The sequence below is a fragment of the Sandarakinorhabdus cyanobacteriorum genome (assembly GCF_002251755.1).
Lineage (GTDB): Bacteria > Pseudomonadota > Alphaproteobacteria > Sphingomonadales > Sphingomonadaceae > Sandarakinorhabdus > Sandarakinorhabdus cyanobacteriorum.
On sequence record NZ_NOXT01000097.1, the window covers coordinates 1 to 20,190 of the forward strand.

Sequence of the window (20,190 nt, forward strand, 5' to 3'; positions counted from 1 at the left end):
CAGGCCGCTATTGGCGAGGGGTTTTTGGAGGTGCCCAGCTTCAACGCCGCCACGATCGGCCCGCCACCTGTGCGCTGCACCAGCACCGCTTCGGCCAAGCCTGGCATCGGCGCCGGCCGGGCAAAGCCGGTGGCAGCGCCATTCCAGCCGCCCAGCCGCACCAGCGCCCGCACGACATTGCGGTGCGGCAGGGTGCGGCCGCCATTTTCGCCGGCCCTGATCGGCACCTGCACGATGCGCGGGTCATAACGCACCAGCCACACATCGGCCGCGCCGCTGCCGGCCCCGATGCTGATCCGCCCGGCCGCCGCCGCCAACGCCGGGCCGCCCGTGCCGCGATCCCCCGCCACCACCGCCTGCGCCAGCTCGCCAGCGCGCACGCCGGTCACGTCCAGCCGGCCGTTGATCACCGTCTGCGGCGTCCACACATTGGCGTGGCGCAGGCCGCCGCGATAATCATATTGCCGCTGCGTGAACTCGGCCTTGGCGAAATTGTCCTTCCAGCCCAGCTGGTCCCAATAGGTCACGCCAAAGCTCAGCACCAAAAGGTCCGGCCGGTCGGCCAGCGCCATCACATTGGCATTGGCCGGCGGGCAGGATGAACAGCCCTGGCTCTGGAACAGCTCGATCACCGTCGGGTGGGCGGCATCGGCGGCCAACACGGGCGCGGCAGACAACAGGGCAACAAGGGCGGGCAACAGGCGGATCTTCACGGGCAGGCTCCTTTGCCCGGTCTTTCGCACCAGCCGCCCGGAATGTTTCAGCCCTCAGATCTCCACACAAATCTTGCCGAAATGCTTGGCCGACTCCTGGTGGCGGAAAGCGGCGCCCAGCTCGGCCAGCGGGAAATGCGAATCGATCACCGGCCGCAGCCCGTTCTGGTTGATCGCCCGGATCATGTCCTGCTGCTGGCGGCGGGTGCCCACGGTGATGCCAATGAGGCGGATCTGCTTGGCCATCAGCTGCACGGTCGGCACCGGCCCGGCATAGCCCGCCAGCACACCGATCAGGCTGATATGGCCGCCCACCGCGCAGGCGGTGATCGATTCGGGCATGGTGCCGGCGCCCCCAATCTCGACAATATGGTCCACCCCGCGCCCGTGGGTCAGCTTCAGCGCCTCCGCCCCCCAATTGGGCGTCGCCTTGTAGTTGATCAGATGGTCCGCCCCCATGGCCGCAAGGCGGGCCAGCTTTTCGTCGCTCGAACTGGTGGCGATCACCGTCGCCCCCATCATCTTGGCGAACTGCAGCGCAAAGATCGAAACCCCGCCGGTGCCCTGCACCAGCACGACATCGCCGGCCTTCACCTGGCCCTCCGGCACCAGCGCCCGCCAGGCCGTCAGCCCGGCGCAGGTGAGGGTGGCGGCCTCGGCATGGCTGTAGCCGAACGGCGCGTGAGTGAAGCTGGTCGCCGGGGCCACCACTTCTTCAACGGCATAGCCATCGGCACCATCGCCCGGCACCCCGGCAAAACCCGCCATGTTCGGTTTGCCGTCAAGCCAGGTCGGGAAGAAGGTGGACACCACCAGGTCGCCGGGCCGGAACTCGCTCACGCCCTCGCCCACGGCCAGCACCTCGCCGGCGCCATCACTCATCGGAATGCGGCCATCGGGCGTCGGGATGCCGCCGACGACGACGATATAATCATGATAATTCAGGCTGCTGGCCCGGATGCGCACCTTGATCTGGCCCGGCCCCGGCGCGCCCGGTTCGGCCATGTCCTCATACTTCAGATTGTCGATGCCGGCGGGGTGGCGAAGGCGGATGGCTTTCATTGGTGGCGGCTCCCTTGGTTGTGGGCAGCCTAGCGCGTTTCACGATCCTCCCCATTCTCTGAATGGGGAGGGGGACCGCCGGCACGGCGGTGGAGGGGCGCAGCCTGGGCAGCGGAATATGGACCAGACCCGCTCATGCCGAGCTTGTCGAGGCACAGGGCCACGGCCGGCGGCACAGCCGCCGAGTCTGTGTTTGGAAGAAGGGAAAGGAGAGGGAGGAGCGTGGCGGAGCCACGCCGTCGAAGCTGTTCGGCTGGCCTTGGGGCCAGCCGCCAGCCCGGCCGGCCTGATGCGGCACAGCCTATCGCGTTGCGATAGGCTGTGCCGCATCAGGCCCACCCCTCCAGCACAATATCCGGCGGCCGATGCCCATCCACCCACACGCGGATATTGGCGATCACCTTTTCGCCCATCGCCTGGCGGCCTTCAAAGGTCGCGCTGCCCATATGCGGCAGCAGCACCACGCCGGGCAGGTCGAGCAGGCGCGGGTCCACCGCCGGCTCATGTTCAAACACGTCCAGCCCGGCACCGGCGATCTGGCCCTTGGCCAGCGCCTCGCACAGCGCATTCTCGTCCACGATCTCACCGCGCGCGGCGTTGATGATATAGGCGCTCTTCTGCATCAGCGCGAAGCGGCGCGCGTCGATCAGATGGTGGGTGTCGGGCGTGTGCGGGCAGTTGATGCTGATGATGTCCACCCGCGCCAGCATGGCGTCCAGATCGGCCCACCAGGTCGCCTCCATCTCCGCCTCGATGCTGGGCGGCAGGCGGGTGCGGTTGTGATAATGCACGGTCAGGCCAAAGGCGCGGGCGCGGCGGGCGACGGCGCTGCCGATGCGGCCCATGCCGATGATGCCCAGCCGCTTGCCGGTGATGCGGTGGCCCAGCATGCCGGTGGGGGACCAGCCGGCCCAATTGCCCTGGCGCACCAGCTTCTCGCCCTCGCCCAGCCGGCGCGGGACCGACAGGATCAGCGCCATCACCATGTCGGCGGTGTCATCGGTCAGCACGCCGGGCGTGTTGGTCACCGTCACCTTGGCGACGCGGGCGGCGTGCAGATCGATATGGTCCACCCCCACGCCGAAATTGGCGCACAGCTTCAGCCGGCCAGCCTCGGCCGCGGCGGCAAACACCGCGGCATCGACATGATCGGTCACCGTCGGCACCAGCACGTCGCAGCGGCGCGCGGCATCGGCCAACTGCTCCTGGCTGAACGGCGTGTCGGTCAGGTTCAGTTCGACATCGAACAGTTCGGCCATGCGGGTTTCCACCGCCTGCGGCAGGCGGCGGGTGACGATGACCTTGGGGCGCGGGGTGTTGGGCATGGGCGTTCCACTGCGGCGATGATGTTTGCGGCAAGGCTTGCGCGGCAACGGCCAACCGGTCAAGAGGAAGGGCCATGAAGCGCCTTCTGTCTCGCCTGTTCCTGCTGCCGTTGGGCCTGATCGCCGCCACGGCGCCCACCGCCTTGGCCGCCACCGAATTTGCCGATGGCACCACCGATCTGCCCAAGCCGCGCTTCGTCTCGACCAAGAGCAACAGCGCCATGATGCGCACCGGGCCGGGGGAACGCTTCCCGATCAAGTGGGAATACAAGCGCGCCGGCCTGCCGGTGGAGGTGCTGCAGGAATATGAGATCTGGCGCAAGGTGCGCGACCCGGCCGGCGAAATCGGCTGGATGAACAAGGCGCTGCTCACCAGCCAGCGCACCGCCATCATCACCGGGCAGACCCGCCTCCTCTATGTCTCGCCCGATGTGAAAAGCCGCATCGCCTGGCGCATCGCGCCGGGTGCCGTGGTGCTGGTGACCTTGTGTGAGGATCTGTGGTGCCGGGTCAGCAAGGACGGCAAGTCCGGCTATATCCTGCGCTCTGAAATGTGGGGCACCTACAAGCGCGAGAAGATTGAGGGCTGATCAGCCCTTCAGCCGGCCGCCGCCCTTCACGAACAGCAGCAGCAGCAGCCCAACGGCCAGCAGGCCCACCACCGCCCAGAAGCCGGCGGCCTGGGTGCCGATGGCGCGGGTGGCGGTTTCCACCAGCAAGGGCCCCAGCCACATGGTGGCCGATCCGGCCAGCGCATACAGCCCGAAATAGGTGCCAAGCTGATCCGCCGGCGCCACCCGGGTGAGCAGCGTGCGCGATGAGGCATAGGCGGCCGTGATGGTGATCGCCAGGCCGCAGCCCAGCGCCAGAAAGCCCAGTTCCGGCAGGGTCGCAAACACCGGGGCCTTCCACACCGGCGCCGTGTCGACCGCCAGATGGGCGATATGGGCCCGATCGGTGCCGATCACCGCCAGTTCCAGCGCGATCAGGGCCGACAATTCCAGGATCAGCGCCGGTCGCGGGCCTATGGCGGCATCCAGCCGGCCGGCCAGCAGCCCGCCCACCACCGCCATGGTGGACAGCAGCAGGCCATAGCCCAGCATTTCCAGCGTGCCCCAGCCCATCACGCCGCTGGCAAAGATGCCGCCAAACAAAAGGATCGCCGTCAACCCATCGGTGAAGATCATCCGCGCCAGCAGATAGAGCAGCGGATTGGCATTGCCGCGCACATTGCGGAACAGGCCGGCCAGATCGCCAGCGCCGCCGGCCAGCGCCCCGGCCCAGCTGGCGCGGGTGCGCGGCCGATCCGGCACCAGGCGGAACAGGGGCAGGCTGCCCAGCGCCATCAGCACCGCAACAATCGGCCCGGTTATGCGGGCCGGTTCGCCCATGGCCGGATCAAGCCCCAGCAGCGGCCGCTCCGGCAGCCATGGCCAGGGCACGGTGCCGGGCAGGGCAAAGGCAAACAGCACCAGCAGCAGCAGCGACACCGAAACCGCATTGCCGGCCGCCAGCCCGGCACCGCTGGCCCGCGCCGCCCCGGCTGCGCCCGCCGCCGGCACCAGCAGCGCGTTGTGCAGCATTTCGTGGGCGGCAAACAGCCAGGTCATCGCGGCGCCGGCCGCCACCACCCAGGCAATGCCCAGCATCGGTTCGGGATGCCCCCGGGGCGTGACGAACCACAGGCTGGCACAGATGCCGATCATGGCCGCAACCACCAGCGCCAGCAGCGGCTTGCGCGGGCCCAGCCGATCGATGGCGGCGCCCAGCACCGGCATCGAAAGCATCACCGCCCAGCCGCCCCATTTTCCGCCCGCCGCGATCAGGGCCTGGCCTTCCACCGGGTTGCCCACCACCTGACCCACAAACCACGGCGCGAAAATATAGATGGAAATCAGGATGACATAAGGATCGCGCCCGCCCTGTGCCGCCACTCAGGCCAGGGTCGCCCGGTTCACCGTGGGGCGCCGGGGCCGGGGGGCAACAGCGCCGGCGCCGCCAGCGGGGTGGTGGCCGCCGCTTCCAGCCGGGCCAGCGCGGCTTCGGCGGCCAGCAGCCGTTCGGCATTGGCCAGCCAGGCCCGCACCGTGGCGTTGCCGCCCAGCGCCGGCGCCGCCCGCAGCCGCGCCACGGCGGTGGCGACATCGCCGCGCACCATGGCGGCGCGCGCCGCCGTCACCGGGCCCTGCGCGGCGGCGCCCGACATGGCATCATCCAGCCGCGCCATCAGCGCCTGCCACCAATTGGGCCGCAAATCGCTGGTATCGGCCATCACGCCCAGATCGCGGGCCAGGCCGGCGCGGGTCACCGGCTTGGCTGCGAGGGCCGCCAGCGCTGCCACCGCATCGGCATCGCTGGCTTCGAACAGGCGGCCGGCGGCGGGCAGCAGCGCATCGATCGGCCGGCCATCGGCCAGCGCCCGGCGCAGCAGCAGCACGGTCAACATCGCCTCGGCCCGGTTGGCCGCGCCCTGTGCGGTGGCGACCACATTGCTGTCCCGCGCCTCCTGCGCCGCCAGCCGCGCCGTCAGCCGCGCCACCTCGCCGGCCAGCGTGTCGATGCGCTGCGCATCGCGCTGCAACTGGTCGGTGCTGCTTTCCACCTTGGCTTCGGCCCGGGCCAGCCGTTCGGCCGCAACCGCCGGGCCGGTGGGCGCGCGCTTTTCCAGCGCCGCCAGCCGCTGTTCCAAAGCGCTGGTGTCGGGTGTCGCTGCTGCCACAAAGGGCAGCCGCCCGCGCACCGCCTGTTCAAACCAGGGATTGGCGATCAACCCGGCGGCAAAGGCGAACAGCGCCGCCGTCACCGCCCAGGGCAGCACGCTGCGCCGCGCCGCCGGCTGCACCGGGGCGGCCCGCTCGCTCATCAGCCGGGCGCGCAGCCGTTCGGCGGCCGCCAGGCTGGCCTCGTTGATCTCGCCGCGGTCAAAGGGTTCGTTCATTGCGGCAAGACCTTATCCGGCTTTGCCCAGCATCGCCAGCAGCGCCGCATCATCGGGTGTCGCCGCCGCCTTGCCGCTGCGCCAGCCCGGCCCGGCCGCTGCCAGCGCCAGCGGGCTGATGGCAAACAGGCTCACCATATCGCGCCGGCCGCCCAGCCGGGTCCATTCCGCCGCAAGATGGCGGGCGGTGCGCGGCGAATGCAGCAAGATGCCGTCCACCGGCACCAGCATCGGCAGCGGCAACAGCCGCGCGCGATAGAGGATGCGGGTTTCGATGGTCAGCGCCGCCGGCACGGTCACGGCGGTGCGATCTTCGCCGGCCAGATGCAGCAGCAGGCGTGGTGTGGCGGCCAGTTCGTCCAGCAGGCCCTGCAACGTGCCCGGCCCTTGCCCCACATCGCGCCAGCCGGCCGCGCGTGCCGCCGCGGCGGTGGCCCCGCCGACGCAGAACAAGGGCAGATGCTGCAGGCCGGCCGCCGCCGGCCCGGCGTGGCGCACGGCCGCCGCGCTGGTGATGATCACACCGTCGGGCAGGGTGGCCGGCGGCTGCCAGTCCAGCGCTTCGGTCGCCAGCAGCGGCAGCACGATGGGCTCGTGCCCCAGCGCCCGCAATTTCGCGGCTGTCGCCGCTGCACCCGGTTCGGGGCGGACGACGAGCAGACGCATCAGAGCCGTTTCCGACCAATCTGAACCACCGTCATCGCCCTTGCGGGCGACCCCTGACGGGGCAGGCCGATTCTGGCCCGGTGCGGCGTCGCTGCGTCAGTTGCGATGCGCTGCATCGCGCCCTCCTTGCTCCTTGCACCGAACCAAAATCGGCTCAGTGCCGGTGATCCAGATTGGTCGAAAACCGCTCTAGGCCGTGAACAGGCCGCGCAGCGCCGGGCCGGCCTGGCCCAGCAGCCGGGCGGCCAGCGCGGCAATCGCGGCCGGGGCCTCGGCCAGCGGGCCGGTGAAATCGCCTTGCTGCACTTCGCTGCCATCCTCGGCAAAGATCTGGCCACGGAAATGCACGTTTTCGCCCACAAACTGGGCCAATGCGGCCACCGGCGAATGGCAGGTGCCACCCAATGCGGCCAGGAATCCACGCTCCAGCATGACGCAATCCAGCGTCGGCTGGTGGTTGATCGCCGCCAGCCGGGCCAGCGTTTCGGTGTCGCCAGCCCGCGCCGTGATGCCCACTGCGCCCTGGGCACTGGCCGGCAGCATCTGCTCCACCGGCACGATGCTGCCCACGTTCATGCCCAGCCGGGACAGGCCGGCGGCGGCCAGCAGCGTGGCATCGATGGCACCAGATTCCACCTTGGCCAGCCGCGTCGCCACATTGCCGCGCAGGATTTCGGTTGTGATATCAGGCCGCTGCGCCTTCAACTGCGCCGCCCGCCGGGGGGAGGAGGTGCCGACCAGCGCGCCCAGCTTCAGCCCGGAAATGCTGTCCGCCCCGATCAGCGTCTCCCGCACATCGGCGCGCGGCAGCATTGCCGGCAGCACGATGCCATCCTTGAGGATCGTCTCGACATCCTTCATCGAATGCACGCCGATATCGATGCGGCCATCCAGCAGCGCGGCATCCAGCTCCTTGGTCCACAAGGCCTTGCCGCCAATCTCGGCCAGCGCCCGGTCCTGCACCTTGTCGCCGGTGGTGTGGATGATGATGATCTCCACATCGCCGTCGCCCCAGCCGTGTGCGGCCTTCAGCGCATCAGCCGTCATGTGCGCCTGGGCCAGCGCAAGGGGAGAACCGCGGGTGCCGATCTTGAAGCTCATGCCCTGCCCATGGCGCGATGGTTGCGGATTGGCAAGACCGGCCCTAGGTGAACGGCGTGCACAATCCACTTGTCCTCGGCATTGAATCCAGCTGCGATGAAACCGCGGTCGCCCTGGTGCGTGCCGATCGCACCATTTTGGCGCAGCGTATCGCCAGCCAGAACGAGGCGCACGAACGCTTTGGCGGCGTCGTGCCCGAACTGGCCGCGCGCGCCCACGCCGATCGCCTCGCTCCCATGCTGGCCGAGGTTCTGGACGAAGCCGGGGTCAGCCTTGCCGACATTGATGCCATTGCCGGCACCGCCGGGCCGGGCCTGATCGGCGGGGTGATGGTCGGCCTTGTCACCGCCAAGGCGCTGGCGATGGCGGCGGCCAAGCCGCTGATCGCGGTCAACCATCTCGAAGGCCATGCGCTGTCGCCCCGGCTCGCCAATGCCGCCCTGCACTTTCCCTATTTGCTGCTGCTGGTTTCCGGCGGGCATTGCCAGCTGCTCTGTGTCGAAGGCGTCGGCCGCTATCGCCGGCTGGCCACCACCATTGATGATGCGGTGGGCGAAGCCTTTGACAAGTCCGCCAAGCTGCTGGGCCTGGGCTTTCCCGGCGGCCCCGCGCTGGAACGCGCGGCCCGGGCCGGCACTCCGCGCTTTGCCCTGCCGCGCCCGCTGGTGGGCAGTGATGAACCGCATTTCTCCTTTGCCGGCCTGAAAAGCGCCGTGCTGCGCGCCCGTGCCGCCATGGCCGCGCCGACGGCACACGACATCGCCGATCTCGCCGCCAGCTTCCAGCAGGCCGCCTGCGACTGCCTGGTGGACCGCACCGCCCGTGCGTTGGCCCAGGTGCCAGAGGTGACGGCGCTGGTCGTGGCCGGCGGCGTGGCAGCCAATCAGAGCATCCGGGGCGCGTTGGCCGATCTGGCCGCCGCCCACGGCCTGCCCTTCGTCGCCCCGCCAATGTGGCTGTGCACCGACAATGGCGCCATGATCGCCTGGGCCGGGGTGGAGCGCTTCCTCGCCGGCGATATTGACGATCTCAACGCCCCCGCGCGCCCGCGCTGGCCGCTCGATCCTGCAGCCGAGGCCGTGCGCGGCGCCGGGGTGAAGGCATGACACGCTTCGGCATCATCGGGGCCGGGGCCCCGCGCGCGTCAGCGCGCAAGCCGGAAGTCCATGCGCCGGAGGACCGGCCATGACGACGTTTGGCATTATCGGCGGCGGCGCATGGGGAACGGCGCTCGCTGCAACGCTGGCCGGCAATGGCCCGGTCACGTTGTGGGCGCGCGAAGCCGACGTGGTCGCCGCCATCAACAGTGCCCGCGAAAACCCGCAGTTCCTGCCCGGCGTGCCCCTGCCCGCTGGCATCACCGCCACCGCCGATCTGGCCGATATCGTGGCGAGTGACATCGTGCTGGTGGTCGTGCCCGCCCAGCATCTGCGCGCCACGCTGGCCCTCGCGGCGCTGCCCGCCACCACCCCCATCATCCTGTGCGCCAAGGGGATCGAGGCCGGCAGCCACAAATTGATGCTGGAGGTGGCGCGCGATCTTGTGCCCAATCCGATCGCCGTCCTCTCCGGCCCCAGCTTCGCGCACGAGGTGGCGGCCGGCAAACCCTGCGCCATCACGCTCGCATCTGAAAACAAGGCCCTGGGCGAACGTCTGATCGCCGCCATGGCCCGGCCGACCTTCCGGCTCTACCAGTCCGATGATGTGCTGGGCGCCGAGATCGGCGGCGCGGTCAAGAATGTGCTCGCCATTGCCTGCGGGGTGGTGGAGGGCGCCGGCCTTGGCCTCAACGCCCGCGCCGCGCTGATCGCGCGCGGCTTTGCCGAAATGACCCGCTTTGGCGTCGCGCGCGGGGCACGGGCGGAAACGCTCGCCGGCCTGTCCGGCCTCGGCGATCTCGTCCTCACCTGCTCCTCCGAAAACAGCCGCAACTTCCGCCTGGGTGTCGGCCTCGGCCAGGGCCGCCCGCTGGCCGATCTCCTCGCCGGCCCCGCCGTTGCCGAAGGCGCCGCCACTGCCCCCGTGCTGGTGGAGGCCGCCCGCGCGGCGCAGGTGGACATGCCGATCTGCGCTGCCGTCGCCGCCCTGCTCGCCGGCGCGCCGGTCAAGGAAACGATCAGCGCGCTGCTGGCGCGGCCGTTGAAGGCGGAATAGGCGGCGCTTCCGGTTCAATGGGAATGGCTTGCGCCCAACCGGGCAAGCGGCGCGTGACCATCAGCCGGTCACGCGTGATCCGGCCATGGCGGGCCAGCAGGCCGATCAGCCGCTGCACGTCAGCCTCCCAGGTGATCTCCGGTCGCTCGGTGGTGACCGAAACGATCAACCCGCCAGCATCATCAAGCGGAATTTGCAAAATGATAATGTTTACGACGGGTTCGCGGCAGGCTTCATATTGAAACCAGTTCCAGTCCTCCCGGATTTCAGTCTGGCCTCGTGACCGCCAGCCGTTCGCCTTGGCAAAAGCGGCGAAACTGCTGGCCACGTCCGGCCACTGGGATTTGCTCACATGGAGCCGCAGACTGAGGTTTGGCGTGACGTTGCGGGGAGCGTCGCCGGCACGAAACGGATTGAAACAGCTGCGATCCCGCGTTGCTTGTTCTGTGATCGGCACTGCTGCCAAGGCGGCGATGGCGAGGGCCAAGGGCAGCACATCGCGCCAGTATGGGCGTAATGGGAATCGGGAGGCCATCAACAGGTCTGATGGCACCAGCGCTCTCAGCAGCAGGCCGCCCAGCCCGCCGATGGCTGCATACAGGCCGCAAAGAGCGGCGCTTTGGGCCAAACCAGCGAAGGTTGGCCACCCGTCTTTCCACAAGGCGACACCGCCAGCGCTGGAGCTGTATGTGCCTCCCAGCTGCAACAGAAAGAAGATGATACCGAACAGGCCTCCTGCCAACAGGCCAGCGATTGCCGCTTCGCGCCAGCCCACTCTGCCCGCATGCCGTGCAACCGCATAAGGCAACAGACCGAACGGGACAGACAGGATCAACAAAACGGCAAAGACCGCAGGATAGAGCCTGGGGTCTGAAAACCCCAACGACATGATGAACGCCATCATTCCGGCAACGGCAATGAAGGACGCAATCTGCACCAACCAGGACCATGCTCGCCCCGCAGCGCTGTCCATTACATGTCCCTCGGCATTTCGCTTACCTCGCACGCGCCAACGTGGCCGGAGTCGGTGCATTTCGGTGAACGGCCAGCGAACAGCCGACCAGCTATACGCTCGCGCAGCTTCGACATGGCCTCGGTAAGCAGCACTCGGTCATCCGGCGCGGACGCAACAGCGGCAATACGGTTGCGGATCAGATCATCCACCACAGAACGTACCCAATGCGCCTGCACCCACGCTGGCACTAGAGGCGCAATCGGCGGGGTCACTGACGCTCATCAAAAATCCACCGCGATGCCGCCCTTTTCCCAGTCGCCGTAACGCACCGGGTCCGGCCCTTTGCGGCCGCCCACTTCCTTGTCGGTGGGCGGCGGCGGCGGGGTTTCCGGCTGCTTGTCGCGCGGATCGGGGGTTTGGGGCTTGTCCTTGTCCATATCGCAGTGTTGCCACCGCGCCGCCCCTGTTAGCAATGGGGTGAAGGGAAGCAGCCATGTTCGACAACAAGGTGATCGCCATCACGGGCGCCGGCAGCGGCATCGGCCGGGCGCTGGCACTGGATCTCGCCGCTCGAGGCGCCGTCCTCGCCCTGGCCGACAAGGACGAGGCGGGCCTGGCCGAGACAAAACGCCTGCTCGGCAACCGCCCGGCCAGCATCACCGCGCTTGATGTCACCGACACGCCGGCACTCCACGCCTGGATTTCGGCGGCGGTCAGTGATTTCGGCCGGCTGGACGGCATCATCAACAATGCCGGTCTTTCGGTGGTCGCCCCCTTTGCCGATTGCCCGCGCGAGGATTTCGATCGGGTGATGGCGGTGAACTTCACCGGCGTGGTGGAAGGCTGCCGCGCCGCCCTGCCCCACGTGCGCGCTGCCGCCGCCAAGGACGGCGTGGGCTGGATCGTCAATATTTCCAGCGTGTTCGGCATGATGGGCTACCCCACCCAAAGCGCCTACAACGCCAGCAAATATGCCGTTCGCGGATTGACCGAGGCGATGGCGATGGAGCTGGCGCTCACCGATCCCAACGTCTGCGTGATCCGCGTCCACCCCGGCGGCATCAAGACCAATGTGGCAAAGAATTCCAAGCGCATCGCCTTGTTGCCGGGGCAGGACCCGACCACTGATTTCGCCGCCGAGTTCGAGAAAAACGCCCCCACCACGCCCGAACAGGCCGCCGCCACCATCATCAAGGGCATGGAACGCCGCCAGCACCGCGTGCTGATCGGCCCGGATGCGCGGTTCATCGATTGGATGGTGCGGCTGTTCCCGGTCAATTATTTCAAGGTGATCGGCAATTTCCTCGGCCGCCGCAAATAGGGTGCGCCCAACATCCTCCCCCTCTGGGGGAGGTGCCCGCAGGGCGGAGGGNCCCGGCGCAGTCGTGCCCCTGCGGCAAAGGGTGGGCTTTCCCGCCGCTTTCAGGCAAGGGTGCGGCGATGAACACCCCCCGCCACCCCCAGCGCAAGCCCGTCCGCAGCGGCCGCCCCACCACCAACCGCGATGACAGCGGCGTCGCCGCCCGCCGCGCTGCATTGAAAACCGCCATGGCCGTGCTTGATCGCGGCGTGCCGTTCGACGTCGCAGCCACCGCCGCCGATGGCCTGCCGCTGTCGCAGGATCGCGCGCTCGCCCGGCTGCTGGCCTTGACGGTGCTGCGTTGGCTGCCGGAACTTGATGCACTGATCGACAGCGCCACGCCGCGCCCGCTGCCCATCGATGCCCGCGCCCGCCATGTCCTGCGGCTGGCGCTGGCCGGCTGGCTGCGGCTGAACACGCCACCGCATGCCGTCGTGGCCACCGCGCTGCCGCTGGTCGAAAGCGGCCCGCGCCGGCTGGTCCACGGCGTGCTCGGCAATCTGATCCGCCGCCCGGCCACGCTGCCGGCCACGCCCCGCCTGCCGGCGCCGTTCGATGTGCAATGGGCGACCGATTGGGGCGCCGCGATGGCCGAAGCCGCCGGCGCGGCTCTGGCCGACGAGCCCGCCACCGATCTCAGCCTCAGGAACCCGGCCGAAACCGATCATTGGTGCGAGGCGCTTGACGGCATCAGCCTGGCGCCCGGCCATGTCCGCACCGCACGGAAAGGCAGCATCACCGAATGGCCCGGCTTTGCCGAAGGGGCCTGGTGGGTGCAGGATTTTGCCGCCAGCCTGCCCGCCCGGCTGCTGCCGGCCAAGGCCGGGGAGAAGGTGCTCGATCTGTGCGCCGCGCCCGGCGGCAAGACGCTGCAACTGGCGGCGCGCGGCTGCGAGGTGACCGCGCTCGACGTCTCGGAAGACCGGCTGACGCGGGTGCGCCAGAATCTCGATCGCACCGGCCTTGCCGCCACGCTGATCGCCGCCGACGCGCTGCGCTGGCAGCCCGACGGCCTCTATGACCATATCCTGCTCGATGCGCCCTGTTCGGCCACCGGCATCTTCCGCCGCCACCCCGATGTGCTGCATCTGAAGGGCTGGGCTGATCTCGCCCCGGTCACCCTGCTGCAGGCGGCGTTGCTGCGCCGGGCGGCGGTCTGGCTGAAGCCCGGCGGCCGCATCGTCTATGCCACCTGCAGCCTGGACCCGCGCGAAGGGGAGCGTATCGCCGAACGCGTCATCGCCGGCGCGCCGCGCGATCTGATCAGCCCCGATGAACTGCCAGCCGGCCTGACGCCCACAGCCGAAGGCTTTGTGCGCACCCTGCCCGGCCAGGTCGAAGGCGGGCTGGATGGCTTCTTCATCGCCCGGCTGCGCAAACTGGCGGATTGAGAACAGCCTGTCCTCCAGCTGCAAAATCGGTCATCTTGCTGGCTGTGACGAAATTCCGGGCAAGCCGCTTTTTGAAACCGGCCAGATGCGGAAAAAGTGGAAAAAGACAGGCGAAAACGCCCGACTCTTGCCCGTTTACGGCCCCTGAATTCAGAATTTGGGCTCGATTTTCCACCCCGGCCGCTGCCAGCGGTTGGCCACCGACAGGCCAACCCGCCACGCGGCCTCCGCCTCCAGCGCGGCGGCCTCAAAGGTGAAGCCGGGGCCGATCTGGTCGCAGGGCTGGTGATAGCAGTCGCGGTTGTACCGGTCGATCAACGCCTGGCCGGCCGCGGTGCCGCCCGCCATGATGTCCCGCCCGGCGCGGAAGGCCAGCGCCGGCACGCCGCGTTGCACGAAGGGAAAATGGTCTGACCGGAAATACCAGCCGGCTTCCGGATTGGGTTCCGGTACGGTCACCAGCCCCATGGCACTGGCGGCGGCGGCCAGATCATCTTCAAGGCTGGTGCGGCCCACGCCGATCACTTCCAGGCTGCGGGTGCGAGGCAGCTGCACATGCGGGTCCAGGTTGATGACGGCGACCGTCTTGTCCAGCGGCACCAGCGGGTAAGCCGCGTAATGGTCTGCGCCTAGCAGGCCCTTTTCCTCGGCGGTCCACGCCGCAAAGATCAGGCTGCGTTCCGGGCGCGGCCCGGCGGCAAAGGCGCGCGCCACCTCGATCAGCTCGGCGGTCCCGGTGGCATTGTCGATGGCGCCGTTGCGGATGGCATCACCCGCCGCATCGGCCACCCCCTGGCCGTTGGCATCCCAGTGCGCGCCGAACAGCACCGCCTCATCCGGGCGGCTGGCGCCGGCCAGCTTGCCCACAACATTGTGGCTGATGAACGGCGTTGCCGTCAGCCGGCCCGATGCGCTGGCAAGCGCCGGCAGGGGCAGGGCGCGGAAATCGGCCTTGCGGGCGGCCGCCTTGGCGCTGGCCAGATCCAGGCCGATGGCCGCCAGCAGTCGCGCCGCCACCGCGCCTTCCACCCAGCTGGCAAAGCGCAGCGGCCCGCCAAAGCTGGTGCCCCCCGGCACCATCTGCGGCACCATCTCGGTGCCGACCAGCTGGGCGAGCGGGTAGGACGCGGGGAAATCCTCGTGCAGCACGATCACGCCGATTGCGCCGGCCTTGGCGGCGGCGGCAATCTTCACGCCCACCCGGCCCTTGTAGGCCAGCGTGCGGCCACCAAAGCCGAGATCGGTGCCAGCCTCCCCATCCGGATCGCCGGCCAGGATCAGCACCACCTTTCCCGCAACATCCACCCCGGCATAGGGATCAAAGCCCTGATCCACCACGCCAAAACCGCCGAAGACCATCGGCGCATCGGCAACCATGGTCTCCCCCGGCTGGCGCAGCGCCAGCGTGGCGTTGCGGCCGAGCTGGATGGGCAGCGGGCCATCGGGGCCGGTGATGGCCAGGGTCGCCCCCGGCTGCCGCTCCAGCCGGATCAGCGGCACCTCCTGCAGCCAGCTGCCGCCCGGCCCGGCCGGCTCCAGCCCGGCGGCGCGGAACTGGCGGGCGAGATAGGCCAGCGTATAGGCCTCCCCCGCTTCGCCCGGCCCGCGCCCGGCAAAATCATCAGAGGCGAGTGCCCCGGCATCGGCGGCGATGCGGGCCGGCGAAAAGGCGAACGGCGCGGCGGTGGCCGATGTGGCGAGGAGCAGGGCAAGAGCGGGCAGGATGCGCATGGGCCAGAGCATGGCGGCGTTGCGTTCGCTTGCCAAGCGGCTATGTTCTGCACCCGTTCCCCTGTCAGCGCTGGATGCCGCCCGTGACCGAAGCCGTGATCGCCATTGTTGCCCTGCTTGCGGGGCTTGCCGCGGGCTGGTGGCTGGCCAACCGCCCGGTCGCGGCGCTGAAGGCCGAACGCGATGCCGCCCGGCAGGAGGCGGATGAACGGCGCACCAAGCTGGCCGAAACGGCGGTGGAGATCCGGGCGCTGCAGACCCAGCGGGAAGAGCGCGACGCCGCCCACGCCCGCCAGCTGGAGGAGTTGAACACCCGCTTTGAAGCGTTGGCCGGCCGGGTGCTGGAACAGGCGCAGGGCCAGCTGATCAACCGCGCCGAACAGCGCTTCGCCGAGGCCGAGGCCAAGAATCAGGCCAGCCTGAAGGCGGTGCTGGCTCCGGTGGCGGAGACGCTGGCCAAATATGAGAACCGGCTGGGCGAGGTGGAAAAGGCCCGGGCCGAAAATTACGGCGCGCTTACCCAGGCCCTGGAACAGGTGGCACAGGGCCAGGCCCGCGTGTCGGACGAGGCGGCGCGGCTGGTGACGGCGCTGCGCACCAGCGGCAAGACCAGCGGCAGCTGGGGGGAGCAGCAGCTGGCCAACACGCTGGAAATGGCCGGTTTGCGGGCGGGCATCGATTTCAACCTGCAGGCCAGTACCGACGGCGGCGGCAAGCGGCCCGATGCCATCATCAACCTGCCCGGCGGCCGCCAGCTGATCATCGATTCCAAGTGCAGCCTGAACGATTATCTGGCCGCGCTGGAGGCTGGCAATGATCCCGACCGGCTGGCCGCGATGAAGCGCCATGCCGCCGCCGTGCGCAATCATGCCCGCGGCCTTTCGGAAAAGGCCTATTGGAACGAATTCGGCGCGGCGGCGGATTTCGTCATCATGTTCATCCCGGGCGAAAATTTCCTTTCGGCCGCGCTGGAACATGATCTGGCGCTGCTGGGCTGGGCCTTTGACCAGCGCATCCTGCTGGCCGGGCCGATCAACCTGTTGGCCATCGCCAAGACGGTGGCGCTGAACTGGCGGCAGGAGAAACTGGCCGAGGAAGCCCGCGAGATCGGCAAGCTGGGGGCCGACATCTACAGCGCGATCGCGGTGATGGCGGAGCATCTGGCGCGGATGCGCAAGAATCTCACCGAAACGGTGGGCAATTACAATGATTTCGTTGGTTCGCTGGAACGCAATGTGCTGCCCAAGGCCCGGCGCTTTGCCGATATGGGCGTGGAGCAGGGCAAGAAGCCGGTGCCGCATCTCGCCGCTGCCGACGCCCCGGTGCGCAGCGAACAGGCGACGGAACTGCTGCCGCCACCAGCGGTGGATTGATCAGTCCAGCACCCCGGCAACGATCAGGATGAGCAGATAAAGGCTGAGGGTGATCACCGCTGCAAAGCTGAGATAGACGGTGCGCCAACTGGCGCCCCACCAGCCAAGCGCATAACTGCCACGCAGTTGCACGAACATGTGAGCGGCCGGTGCCAGCAACAGCGGGGTCCAGAACCATTGCGCCGTGACGCCAGCGGTGAGCGCCATGCTGGCCGTGATGAACAGCAGGCTCATGAAGCTGATCGAATAGAGTGCGAAGATGGCATGATCATACATGCCGACCCCGCGCCGCCAGAACAAGGCCAGCCACAGCCACAGCCACGGCAACGACAGCGGCACCAGCAGGAAGCTGAGCTTGTAGGCCTTGGTTTGCAGCTTGTAGAGCACAAGACTGGGATTCTTCAGGGCCTCCTTCGCCTTCGCATCCAGCGCGGGAAAGCCGCTGATGATGGTCAGCTGATCCTTTTGGCTGGCCGAAACAATGCCTTGGCCGATATCGCTGATCACATCGGCTGCACTCACCTCTGCCGATCCGGCGCGCTTTGTAACGGCGGCCAGGCCGGCGCGGGCCGTGCGCAGTTCGGCGAGCTTGGCCTTGTCTCCAGTGGCTTCAGCCTTGGCGATCTCGGCGTCGATATCGGCGAGGGCCTTGCGCGACTCCGCGACCCGCTCGGCCGGTGTAGTATCGTCGCCAACCTGCACCGCATCATCGGGCAAATGCGCAAAAGACAGGACAAAAAACATCAGGAAAACAACAAGAAGGAACAAGGGCACCGGCGCGATGTAGCGGGCGCGCTGGCCTTCGATATAGGATCGGGTCAGCTTCCCGGGGCGAAAGATCAGCATCGGCAGGGTGGTCCAGGCCTTGCCGTCGAAATGGGTGATGCCGTGCAGGAATTCGTGGAACACCTCGCCCACGCTGCGGTGCAGGTGGGCGCGCTGGCCGCACTGGCCGCAGAACGGGCCGGAAAGGGCGGCGCCGCAATTGGCGCAAGTGCCTGAATGGGCGGCCATTCCGGGCCCTGGCGTATCAAGCACGTGCGCGGCGAGGCTGGCCGTGGCCAATCCGGCGGCAGCTTCGATCTGGTCTGACATCAGGGCCCCCACTGGCAGATCATCGTGGGCCAGCAATCGCGAAATCCACAGCAAAGGCAAGGGGCAGACGGCGCATCCAATTGCCTCTGGGGCCGGCGGCGGTTAGGGTTGAGGCCAAGACGAAGGAGATCAAGATGGCGGGTGTGAACAAGGTGATTCTGGTCGGTCGGCTGGGAAAAGACCCTGAATCCAAGAGCTTCGCCAATGGCGGCAGCGTGGTGCAGTTCACCATGGCGACATCGGAAACCTGGCGCGACAAGGCCACCGGCGAGCGCAAGGAGAAGACCGAATGGCACAATATCGTCATTCGCAACGAGAATATCGGCCGGATCGCCACCCAGTATCTGCGCAAGGGCAGCGAGGTTTATATCGAGGGCAGCCTTTCGACCCGCAAGTGGCAGGATCAGAACGGCCAGGACCGTTACACCACCGAGATCGTGATTGGTCCATTCCGTGGCGAAATGGCGTTGATCGGTGGCCGCGATGGTGGCGGCGGTGACCGCATGGGTGGCGGCATGGGCGGCGGCGGTGGCCGCAGCGATGATTTCGGTGGCGGTTATGGCGCGCCGTCGGGCGGCGGCGGCTTTGGTGGCGCGGCCCCGGCCAAGCGCCCCGGCGCGTTCGACGACGATCTGGACGACGACGTGCCGTTCTGAGGCCTATTTGCCCTTGAGCACCGCAAACGGGCTGCGCGCCTCGGCGGCCTCCTCTTCGCTGAGCAGGCCGGGCACGCCGCCCGGGCGGCGCGGATAGGGATCGAGGCCGAGCGCCAGCGCCTGGGCGGCGATTTCGCCGAGATCAACGATGTCGCCAGCCAACGGCTCCACATCCAGATCATCGGCGGCCAGTTCGATCTCGCCGCCATCGGGCGCGTCGCTCAGCAGCAGGGCCACGGCCTCCTTCAGGCGGAACGGCACCGGCTCCCCGCTCGCCACGCAGGCCTGATCGCCGGTGGCGGTCACCGTTCCGGTGACACGGATGCCGGCCGCCTCGCGCTTCACCTCGAAACTGGCCGAAAGGCTGGTCAGGGCCAACAGGTCAAAGCGGGCCGCCAGCGCTGCCCGTTCCCCATCATTGGCGCTGATGGCCACGCGCCGCACCGTGCCGCCGATTTCGTGGGCGCGCAACGGATGGCTGAACTCCGGCACCGGCGCGGTCAATTCGCCGGCTCCATGATGCCGGCGCTCAACCGGGCAAAGCTGGTGGCGGCGAGGCGGCCTGACAGGCGGCGGGTTTCGCCCACCACATGCCGCACCGCCACATCCGGCACATCGGCGCCGCGATAGAGATTGCGTTGCAGCGCGTCGGCCATGGCATCGGCATCGCCGCGCGCGGCGCGATAGGCGCCCAGCCGGCCGCCCAGCGCCGCCATCATCTGGCCCAGATGGCGCGGCACCGCCTGATCGGAAATGCCGTCCTCGCGCAGATTGGCCTCCATGTCGGCGATGAAGCGATCAGCCAGATCGGCCGACAATTGCGCCGCCGGGTGGCGGACATTGCCGCCCGTCACCTGTTCCAGCCGCAGCAGCAAAAGCGACAGCACCAGCGCCACCATGTCGAAGCGGCCATCCAGCGTGTCGGGCACGGCGCCATCAAGATACCAGTCTGGCCGGCGCGCTTCGGCCACCACGGCGGCATAAAGCTGCTCCACCGGGCTCGGCGGCGCCCCGGCAACCAGGCGTTTCAGGCTCGCAAGGATCGACATGCGCCAAGCGCTAGCATAATCGCCGCGACTGACATAATGACAACGCGAACGGGATTGTCGCACGGGTTGCCGCCTTTGGGCAGCCGGCGGCGGCCCGCAGCCGGGGGCGGGGGCGTCGACCGGTCTGGAGCGAGAATGATGAAACGCAGTGTGACCCTGATGATGTTGACGGCGGCGGCGCTGGCCAGTGCCGGCTGCTCGCGCATCAAGGCCAACCAGGGCTATCTGATCGATGAAACCCTGTTCACCTCCATCCTGCCGGGGACGGACAATCGCGAATCGGTGTCGCGCACGCTGGGCCGGCCCACCTTTGCGGCCCAGTTCGACAATGGCAGCTGGTATTATGTCAGCCGCCTGACCGGCCAATATGCCTTTGTCGCGCCCAAGACCCTGGGTCAGCAGATCCTGATCGTCAGCTTTGATGCCGAGGGCAATGTGTCGAAGGTGGAACGCCGCCGCATGGAGAAGATCGCCCGCATCAACCCGGTGGACGACAAGACGCCGACGCTGGGCAAATCGGAAGGCTTCTTCGAAACCCTGTTTGGCAACGTGGGCGCCGTGGGCGCCGCCGGCGGCCCGCTGGGCGGCCAGCCCGACGGTCGCGACGGCCCGCGCTGAGCC

Annotated in this window: 21 protein-coding genes; 8 read left to right on the top strand and 13 right to left on the bottom strand. The window is 68.4% G+C overall.

What is annotated here, in order from left to right:
- From CHU93_RS05910 to CHU93_RS05920, 3 genes are all read right to left on the bottom strand, one after another.
- Nucleotides 1-713: DUF1223 domain-containing protein (locus tag CHU93_RS05910; RefSeq protein WP_243375315.1), on the bottom strand; the 713-nt coding region annotated here is incomplete at its 3' end.
- Between the two features lie 54 nt (nucleotides 714-767).
- Nucleotides 768-1,775 (bottom strand): zinc-dependent alcohol dehydrogenase family protein, encoded by a 1,008-nt coding sequence (locus CHU93_RS05915; protein ID WP_094473197.1) that lies wholly within the window; start codon nucleotides 1,773-1,775, stop codon nucleotides 768-770.
- Nucleotides 1,776-2,104: 329 nt separating this feature from the next.
- Nucleotides 2,105-3,100, bottom strand: coding sequence for a 2-hydroxyacid dehydrogenase (locus tag CHU93_RS05920; RefSeq protein ID WP_094473198.1), 996 nt, complete (start codon nucleotides 3,098-3,100; stop codon nucleotides 2,105-2,107).
- Nucleotides 3,101-3,174: 74 nt separating this feature from the next.
- Here CHU93_RS05920 and CHU93_RS05925 point away from each other — a divergent pair, with 74 nt between their 5' ends.
- On the top strand, nucleotides 3,175-3,690 hold the full coding sequence (locus CHU93_RS05925) for an SH3 domain-containing protein (RefSeq protein ID WP_094473199.1): 516 nt from the start codon (nucleotides 3,175-3,177) through the stop codon (nucleotides 3,688-3,690).
- On the opposite strand, the gene CHU93_RS05930 is transcribed toward CHU93_RS05925, so the two are convergent.
- From CHU93_RS05930 to hemC, 4 genes are all read right to left on the bottom strand, one after another.
- Entirely contained in the window at nucleotides 3,691-5,034 is a 1,344-nt protein-coding gene (locus tag CHU93_RS05930) for an MFS transporter (protein ID WP_094473200.1), read from the bottom strand. It lies immediately after the preceding gene.
- Nucleotides 5,035-5,054: 20 nt separating this feature from the next.
- Nucleotides 5,055-6,038 (bottom strand): hypothetical protein, encoded by a 984-nt coding sequence (locus CHU93_RS05935; protein ID WP_094473201.1) that lies wholly within the window; start codon nucleotides 6,036-6,038, stop codon nucleotides 5,055-5,057.
- 12 nt (nucleotides 6,039-6,050) lie between these two features.
- Nucleotides 6,051-6,704, bottom strand: a complete 654-nt coding sequence (locus CHU93_RS05940; protein ID WP_094473202.1) for a uroporphyrinogen-III synthase — start codon at nucleotides 6,702-6,704, stop codon at nucleotides 6,051-6,053.
- 189 nt (nucleotides 6,705-6,893) lie between these two features.
- Nucleotides 6,894-7,805, bottom strand: a complete 912-nt coding sequence (gene hemC, locus CHU93_RS05945; protein ID WP_094473203.1) for a hydroxymethylbilane synthase — start codon at nucleotides 7,803-7,805, stop codon at nucleotides 6,894-6,896.
- A gap of 56 nt (nucleotides 7,806-7,861) precedes the next feature.
- Here hemC and tsaD point away from each other — a divergent pair, with 56 nt between their 5' ends.
- Together tsaD and CHU93_RS05955 are read left to right on the top strand one after the other, a co-directional pair.
- Nucleotides 7,862-8,911: a tRNA (adenosine(37)-N6)-threonylcarbamoyltransferase complex transferase subunit TsaD gene (gene tsaD, locus CHU93_RS05950; protein WP_094473230.1), complete on the top strand. Its 1,050-nt coding sequence runs from the start codon at nucleotides 7,862-7,864 to the stop codon at nucleotides 8,909-8,911.
- A 79-nt stretch (nucleotides 8,912-8,990) separates the two neighbouring features.
- On the top strand, nucleotides 8,991-9,959 hold the full coding sequence (locus CHU93_RS05955) for an NAD(P)H-dependent glycerol-3-phosphate dehydrogenase (RefSeq protein ID WP_094473204.1): 969 nt from the start codon (nucleotides 8,991-8,993) through the stop codon (nucleotides 9,957-9,959).
- Here CHU93_RS05955 and CHU93_RS05960 read toward each other — a convergent pair.
- Together CHU93_RS05960 and CHU93_RS05965 are read right to left on the bottom strand one after the other, a co-directional pair.
- Nucleotides 9,922-10,896: a hypothetical protein gene (locus CHU93_RS05960; protein WP_133064332.1), complete on the bottom strand. Its 975-nt coding sequence runs from the start codon at nucleotides 10,894-10,896 to the stop codon at nucleotides 9,922-9,924. The two genes, CHU93_RS05955 and CHU93_RS05960, sit on opposite strands and share 38 nt — an antisense overlap.
- Nucleotides 10,897-11,195: 299 nt before the next feature.
- Nucleotides 11,196-11,351, bottom strand: coding sequence for a DUF1674 domain-containing protein (locus CHU93_RS05965; RefSeq protein ID WP_094473206.1), 156 nt, complete (start codon nucleotides 11,349-11,351; stop codon nucleotides 11,196-11,198).
- Between the two features lie 56 nt (nucleotides 11,352-11,407).
- On the opposite strand from CHU93_RS05965, the gene CHU93_RS05970 reads away from it, so the two are divergent.
- Complete coding sequence (locus CHU93_RS05970; RefSeq protein WP_094473207.1) at nucleotides 11,408-12,235, top strand: SDR family NAD(P)-dependent oxidoreductase; 828 nt, start codon at nucleotides 11,408-11,410, stop codon at nucleotides 12,233-12,235.
- Nucleotides 12,236-12,354: 119 nt separating this feature from the next.
- Nucleotides 12,355-13,665, top strand: coding sequence for an RsmB/NOP family class I SAM-dependent RNA methyltransferase (locus tag CHU93_RS05975; protein WP_094473208.1), 1,311 nt, complete (start codon nucleotides 12,355-12,357; stop codon nucleotides 13,663-13,665).
- A gap of 150 nt (nucleotides 13,666-13,815) precedes the next feature.
- On the opposite strand, the gene CHU93_RS05980 is transcribed toward CHU93_RS05975, so the two are convergent.
- Nucleotides 13,816-15,396, bottom strand: coding sequence for a M28 family peptidase (locus tag CHU93_RS05980; RefSeq protein ID WP_165768623.1), 1,581 nt, complete (start codon nucleotides 15,394-15,396; stop codon nucleotides 13,816-13,818).
- A gap of 83 nt (nucleotides 15,397-15,479) precedes the next feature.
- Here CHU93_RS05980 and CHU93_RS05985 point away from each other — a divergent pair, with 83 nt between their 5' ends.
- A complete protein-coding gene (locus CHU93_RS05985) occupies nucleotides 15,480-16,769 on the top strand; it encodes a DNA recombination protein RmuC (protein ID WP_165768624.1) in 1,290 nt (429 codons plus the stop codon).
- Here CHU93_RS05985 and CHU93_RS05990 read toward each other — a convergent pair whose 3' ends face one another.
- Nucleotides 16,770-17,864 (bottom strand): DUF3667 domain-containing protein, encoded by a 1,095-nt coding sequence (locus tag CHU93_RS05990; protein ID WP_133064333.1) that lies wholly within the window; start codon nucleotides 17,862-17,864, stop codon nucleotides 16,770-16,772. It abuts the gene before it with no gap.
- Nucleotides 17,865-17,998: 134 nt separating this feature from the next.
- Between CHU93_RS05990 and ssb the strand changes: the two genes are divergently transcribed.
- Nucleotides 17,999-18,520 (top strand): single-stranded DNA-binding protein, encoded by a 522-nt coding sequence (gene ssb / locus CHU93_RS05995; RefSeq protein ID WP_086115292.1) that lies wholly within the window; start codon nucleotides 17,999-18,001, stop codon nucleotides 18,518-18,520.
- Between the two features lie 3 nt (nucleotides 18,521-18,523).
- Here the strand turns inward: ssb and CHU93_RS06000 are convergent, their stop codons facing one another.
- Both CHU93_RS06000 and CHU93_RS06005 read right to left on the bottom strand, forming a co-directional pair.
- Nucleotides 18,524-19,024, bottom strand: coding sequence for a YceD family protein (locus CHU93_RS06000; protein WP_094473212.1), 501 nt, complete (start codon nucleotides 19,022-19,024; stop codon nucleotides 18,524-18,526).
- Nucleotides 19,021-19,569 (bottom strand): ubiquinol-cytochrome C chaperone family protein, encoded by a 549-nt coding sequence (locus CHU93_RS06005; RefSeq protein WP_094473213.1) that lies wholly within the window; start codon nucleotides 19,567-19,569, stop codon nucleotides 19,021-19,023. Before CHU93_RS06005 ends, CHU93_RS06000 begins: the two co-directional genes overlap by 4 nt.
- A gap of 135 nt (nucleotides 19,570-19,704) precedes the next feature.
- Here CHU93_RS06005 and CHU93_RS06010 point away from each other — a divergent pair, with 135 nt between their 5' ends.
- On the top strand, nucleotides 19,705-20,187 hold the full coding sequence (locus tag CHU93_RS06010; protein ID WP_243375318.1) for an outer membrane protein assembly factor BamE: 483 nt from the start codon (nucleotides 19,705-19,707) through the stop codon (nucleotides 20,185-20,187).
- Nucleotides 20,188-20,190: the final 3 nt, after the last annotated feature.